Source organism: Candidatus Desulfolinea nitratireducens, from assembly GCF_982879505.1.
In genome coordinates this window covers 1-6,100 of record NZ_CEYOSI010000208.1, presented here as the reverse complement: position 1 = coordinate 6,100, position 6,100 = coordinate 1, and the positions used below count along the sequence as shown (strand labels likewise).

Genomic DNA, 6,100 nt, shown 5'->3' with positions numbered 1-6,100 from the left:
ACCGGAGAAAACCATGACTGTAACCACACAAGCTGTAGAAGAATTATCACCCGTCAAAAGACGAACCCCTTTAGCAGATACTTGGGAAAACTTGCGGCGCTCCTGGGGAGGCATGATAGGGCTTACTTTGATTGTCTTTCACGTCCTATTGGCCCTTTCATCTCCTTATATTGTTCCTCAAGACCCACAATTAATGGACGCTCCGGCAAGAAATGAAGCCCCATCAACTGAACATCTTTTTGGTACAGATAAGCTTGGCCGGGATATGTTTTCTCGATCCCTGGTTGGCGGACGCGTTGCTTTGGTTGTCACTATGTTGGGTACGGCCCTTGCCATGACCTGGGGTGGGCTGACAGGTATCCTGCTCGGATTTCTTGGAGGAAAAACTGATGAATATGTAATGCGTGTCGTGGATGCCTTACTCGCGATCCCCTGGCTTCTGGTTTTATTGCTCATTATCAGCATCCTTGGCACTAACCCCTGGGTGCAGACATTAACATTTGGCTTCACTTATGGATACACAGCCATCCGCGTAGCTCGAGCCGCAACGCTGGATTATGTTACCCATGAATTTGTGCTGGCGGCACGGGCCAGAGGCGAACGCAAACGCACCATTGTCTTAAAAGAATTATTGCCGAATGTACTTGATGTGCTATTGGTCGATGGCGCGATGACCTGGTCATGGATGCTATTGGGATTCAGTTCACTCTCTTTCCTGGGCTTTGGCGTTACTCCCCCGACACCTGATTGGGGCTTCATGATTGCCAAGAATCGAGAAATTTTGGCCATTCAACCCTGGGCGGTATTCGGACCAGCGATTATGCTGAGTACGTTAATCATCGGCATAAATCTCTTTTCTGATGCTCTGGCAAAAGCGCTTGGTTTGGACCGCAGTCAGGGGGCGCCAGTATGAGCAAGAATTTGATAGAAGTTGAGAATCTGAGTATTGGTTATTACAACAAGGGGGGGAAGCTGGTACATGTTTTAAAGAACGTTTCATTGAGTATCAAGCCGGGTGAAACATTAGGTTTGGTTGGCGAGTCTGGGTGCGGGAAAAGCACGCTTGGCCAGGCCATGATGGGCTATCTGCGCCTGGGTAGTCAGGTTATGGAGGGCAGCATTCTTTTTTCAGGCAAGGATATGTTTGGCCTGTCAACTCGCGATTTGGAGTCTATCCGTGGCAATAAAATTGCCCTCATCCCTCAAAATGCAGGAGAGGCACTAACTCCGACAATGCGTGTTGGAAAGCAAATTATTGAAACCCTCGAATTAAAAACCAATGTTTCAGGAGCCGCTACAAAAAATAGAATGATAGAGCTTCTGGGGCAAGTCCGATTACCACACCCGGAGGTGATGGCAGAACGTTATCCCCATGAATTATCAGGGGGACAACAACAGCGTGTGGTGGTAGCAATGGCTCTTGCTGGTCAACCAGATATGCTGGTACTAGATGAGCCCACGACTGGTCTGGATGTGACCACCCAGGCACATATTCTCGAATTATTGCGTGATATCGTTGCTGAATTAGGCACCGCCATGATGTATATCAGCCATGACCTGGGGGTCATTGCCCGCGTGAGCGACCGGGTGGCCCTCATGTATGCGGGCGAAATCGTCGAAGATGCTTCAGCTGCTGAGATATTCAAATCACCAGCTCATCCCTATGCGCGGGGTTTGCTTGCATCAATTCCCCGCCTGGAGCTGGCTGGCATTCCGAACTCAATGCCTGGACAACCACCAATTCCGGGCTCGTTACCGGGTTGTTCTTTCACTCCACGTTGTCCCTTCGCTACTGAAATTTGTTCAAGTGAACCACCAGAATTGAAGATGATTCTTCAGACACCCCATTTGGTACGCTGCCACAACTGGGAAAAGGTTGTAGCTACGGATTTCTCCCAGGAATTGAAGGATGTTTATCATATCGTTGAACATAAGGCACAAGACGTTTCTGCAATTGAACTCTCTGATGTGGAGATAACCTATCATCAACCCAATATGATAGATCGTTTGCGTCGCACTCCTGAGCCACCAGCCACTGTAAGCGATATAACATTAGACATAAAACGCGGTGAGACCCTGGCCCTGGTTGGTGAAAGTGGCAGTGGAAAATCAACTATTGTACGCACAATATCCGGTCTCTTGCCGGCGAAAAGCGGCGTCATACAGTTTGAAAATTGCGATCTTACTGTGAATGTCGATAAACGGACGATGGATTTATGCAAGAAGGTCCAGTTGATCTTCCAAAACCCAGATGCGTCACTTAATCCGCGTCATACAGTAGCCGAAATTATTGATCAGCCACTCAAACTATATTTTCCCAAAATGACGCGCGACGAGCGCAGAGCACGCCAAATCGAGTTGCTCGAACGGGTCCGCCTGGATGGACGTTATCGATTACGTTACCCCGGGCAAATGTCGGGTGGCGAGAAGCAACGCGTAGCTATTGCCCGGGCCTTTGCTGCTGAACCTGATGTTGTCTTATGCGATGAGGTGACTTCTGCCCTCGATGTATCGGTTCAGGCAGCAGTGCTGGATTTGTTAGCAGACCTGCAACAGGAGCGTAATACAACCTATATTTTCATTGCCCATGATCTGGCTGTTGTACGGGCCATTGCTGATCGAGTGGCTGTTCTATATCAGGGACGCCTTTGTGAAGTTGGCACGGTGGATGAAATCTACTCCCCACCATACCACCCATACACTGAAACATTAATGGGGGCCGTACTTGTCCCTGATCCTGATACGGAACCCAAGCTGCTCGCCAGTGACACACCAGAGCTGGCCCCGCCAGCCAAAGGTTGTGCATTTCAACGCCGGTGTCCAAAGTTTATTAATGATCTTTGTGATGAGGTAACACCTCCGTGGCAATATCCGCAAGATGAAGACGGGCATAAAATCCGCTGTCATATTCCCATCAACGAATTATTGGTTGTTTAGGCCGTTGATTGAACGCTAAATAACAAATTTTAGGGTTCCAATTTTTGAGGACTATCTAGACTTGAAAATCCACAGGTCTGGATAGTCGATTTGGTTAATAAAGGCTAAAACATCCGAATTTGAAGGACTTGAGTGATATTCGGTGAAATAAGTAGAGTGTTAGAATACTCGAACCCGTTTTGATTACAGATGCAAAAAGGCACAGAATGGAGCCAAACCGATGAGATCAATCAATGAAACAGTTGATATAGTTATCGCAGGTGGAGGCACAGCAGGACATATAGCATCGATTCAAGCAGCCCGGGCTGGTGTAAGCACCTCGGTGATTGAAGCCGGGACCATGTTGGGGGGCACAATGACTGCTGGGGGGGTGTATATGCCAAACCACTTCTTCAGTACAAAAGGGCCTGTTGTCCAGGGAATTCCCTGGGAGCTTTATACCAAAACAAAGGAAATGGAAGGACTTGATATTCCTGATTATAGACAAAGACGGCCAGTGGAATCTCCCGGCTATTACAGTTATATCAATATCCCGATCTATGCGGCTGTAGCTGAAGAAGAAGCTTTGCAGGCAGGCGTGATCCTCCACTATCACGAATTTATTGCAGATATAAAGGCAGTTGGGAATTATTGGGAAATCACTTCTTTTGGGCGCGGTATCCGGCGAATTACGAAAGCAAAAGAGATCATTGACTGTACAGGTGATGCTGATGTCGTGAGGTTGCTGGAATTGGATGTTCTAAAATCGAAAGTTTCCCAACCGGGGGCGTTGCAGTATAAGATCGAGGGCATTGAGTACGAGCAGGTCTGGAAGGAAGAGGTTCAGACGATATATGAAGAGGCCATGAATAATGGGACCCTGGAAAAAGGGGATTTTGCATATGCTAATATGGAACCCTTCAAATACTACCTTGATCATGGTGGACATAATGCAACCCATATTTATGAGGCCAATACATATGATGCTGATGGACAAACGCGCGCAAATATCGAAGGAAGGGCGCGAATGTTGCGGATGTACAACTTCGTTAGAAAATCAATTCCCGGGGGTGAAAGAGCTGTACTAAAAATGATGGCACCCTACGCACTTGCGCGAGAAACCTTTCACGCTCTGGGTGAGTATGTCATTGAGAAAGATGATTTCTTTAAGGCAACTGATTTTGATGATAAGGTGTGTAATGCCTTCAACTATGTCGACATGCACAGTCAGGAAATAGGATGTGAAGTCGAGTATCTCGAGTCAGCTGATCTTCTCCCCAAGGTTCCCTTCAGCGCCCTGATCCCCAAAGGCAGCCGGAGAATCACTGTGGCTGGCAGAAATGTATCGGCGAACAGGGTTGCCTTTGCGGGAATACGTGCCCAATGCACCTGTATGGCTATGGGACAGGCAATGGGCGCGGCGGCAGCGCTGGCCGTGCAAAGGGGAGTCGCCTCCAGAGAGATCAGCAGCCGTGATATCGTGGCCCTGACGGTTGAGCACGGCGCGGTTCCTGTATAAATTTTATTCGATGGTGAAAAAATGAAAGAAATTTCTGAAGCCTCACGAAAAGTGCCTGTGATCGCCGAGACAGATGTACTGGTTGTTGGAAGTGGGCCAGGCGGTTTGTCTGCTGCGATCAGTTCGGCACGCGCAGGAGTTGAAACGATGCTGGTCGAACGCTATGGTTGTTTTGGCGGTAACCTGACAAATGTCGGGGTCGAAGGCATCGCCTGGTATCGTCATCCTAAAACAGTTGATCTTGAAGGGATTGGGATCGAAATTGAAGAACGGGCAAAAGCGCAAAATGCCAGTTACGATGAGCCGCAATCCAGTAGTCAGGGGATCAAATCCGAATTATTCAAGGTATTGGCAGACGATTGGGTCCAGGAGGCAGGCATCAGGCCTCTGCTGCACGCAACGGCAGTGGATGTAATCCGCGATGGAAACGCAGTCACAGGCATCGTTGTTCAGAGTAAATCGGGGCGCCAGGCAATTCTGTCCAAGCGTATTATCGATGCGACAGGTGATGCAGATATTGTAAAAATGGCAGCTGCACCTGTTCGTAAAACGCCTAAGGAAGAGATGATGGCGGTTACGGTCATGTTCTCATGTTCCGGCGTAGATAAAGCCCGCTTCCTGGACTATGTACGCGAAAATCCCATGAATTATCGAGACTGGGGTCATGAGTGGGGTATAAAAACGGATGGCAAAGAGGATCAATTATTTAGCCCGTATCTTGATGAGCCATTTGAAAAAGCACGAAAGAAAGGGTTGATTCCACCTACTCTGAAAAGCATCGGCGGCACCTGGAGCGGTATCAGTGATTCGGGAGATGCCACCTATCTCAATATGGTTCATATGAGCGGGTATGATGGCACGGATGTTTGGGATTTGACCCGGGCGGAGATCGAAGGGCGACGACAGGCGATCCTGGCGATCAAGGCTCTGCAGGAATTTGCCCCCGGATTTGAGAAGGCTGATCTGCGGAATTTTGGGATGACGTTGGGGATACGGGATACGCACAAGATTATAGGGCGATATAACCTCACCGAAGAGGACGTCCGTAATCAAGCCCGTTTTGATGACGCAATTGGCATTTTCCCCGAGTTCATTGATGGCTATGGTTTGCTGATTTTACCGACAACCGGCCGTTACTATCATATTCCATACGGTGCCCTCGTGCCCAAAGAGGTGGATAATCTGCTGGTGGCAGGTCGTTCCATTGCCGGCGATAAAATTTCCCACGCCTCAGTGCGGAATATGATGTGTTGTGCGGTTTCAGGACAGGGGGCAGGTGTCGCAGCAGCGATCTCTCTCAAGTGTGGTGTCACAACTGCTGAGGTCAAGATCGGGTTTATCCAGGCAGAGCTAAAGCGTCAGGGAGTGCGTTTTCAATAATAGACAGCAAGGCAGGGAAAAGGAAATCGGCGTTTTTTATGTTCAATTATATTGGAACGTAGAGTAGTTAAGTGTATTGAGAGAAACATGATAAAAAAGAGAGACTGTTTAACAGCCTCTCTTGATAATAACGGACTCCATCCCTGTAACTAGGGTGGTGGTGGCACATCGACCAGCTCAATCGCATCCACATCAGTAGGTCCGTGGGCTGGCCTGTCTGGTGCGATGATAACAACGTATTGATAATCTCCAAGCGGGGGGTGGCTGGGCGCATTATCGACATCG

The 6,100-nt window shown here is 48.6% G+C and carries 4 protein-coding genes; all 4 read left to right on the top strand.

Going from position 1 to position 6,100, the window contains the following annotated elements:
* Positions 1-13: 13 nt before the first annotated feature.
* Positions 14-913, top strand: a complete 900-nt coding sequence (locus AC3DOM_RS14670; protein ID WP_487919792.1) for an ABC transporter permease — start codon at positions 14-16, stop codon at positions 911-913.
* Positions 910-2,937, top strand: coding sequence for a dipeptide ABC transporter ATP-binding protein (locus tag AC3DOM_RS14665; protein WP_487919791.1), 2,028 nt, complete (start codon positions 910-912; stop codon positions 2,935-2,937). The genes AC3DOM_RS14670 and AC3DOM_RS14665 overlap by 4 nt, the downstream gene beginning before the upstream one ends.
* A 220-nt stretch (positions 2,938-3,157) precedes the next feature.
* Entirely contained in the window at positions 3,158-4,435 is a 1,278-nt protein-coding gene (locus tag AC3DOM_RS14660; RefSeq protein WP_487919790.1) for an FAD-dependent oxidoreductase, read from the top strand.
* Between the two features lie 21 nt (positions 4,436-4,456).
* Positions 4,457-5,815, top strand: coding sequence for an FAD-dependent oxidoreductase (locus AC3DOM_RS14655; protein WP_487919789.1), 1,359 nt, complete (start codon positions 4,457-4,459; stop codon positions 5,813-5,815).
* The last annotated feature ends 285 nt before the right edge of the window (positions 5,816-6,100 follow it).

Coding starts and splice junctions, on each gene's coding strand:
- AC3DOM_RS14665 (WP_487919791.1), top strand. CDS start 910: ATGAGCAAGAATTTGATAGAAGTTGAGAATCTGAGTATTGGTTATTAC.
- AC3DOM_RS14655 (WP_487919789.1), top strand. CDS start 4,457: ATGAAAGAAATTTCTGAAGCCTCACGAAAAGTGCCTGTGATCGCCGAG.
- AC3DOM_RS14660 (WP_487919790.1), top strand. CDS start 3,158: ATGAGATCAATCAATGAAACAGTTGATATAGTTATCGCAGGTGGAGGC.
- AC3DOM_RS14670 (WP_487919792.1), top strand. CDS start 14: ATGACTGTAACCACACAAGCTGTAGAAGAATTATCACCCGTCAAAAGA.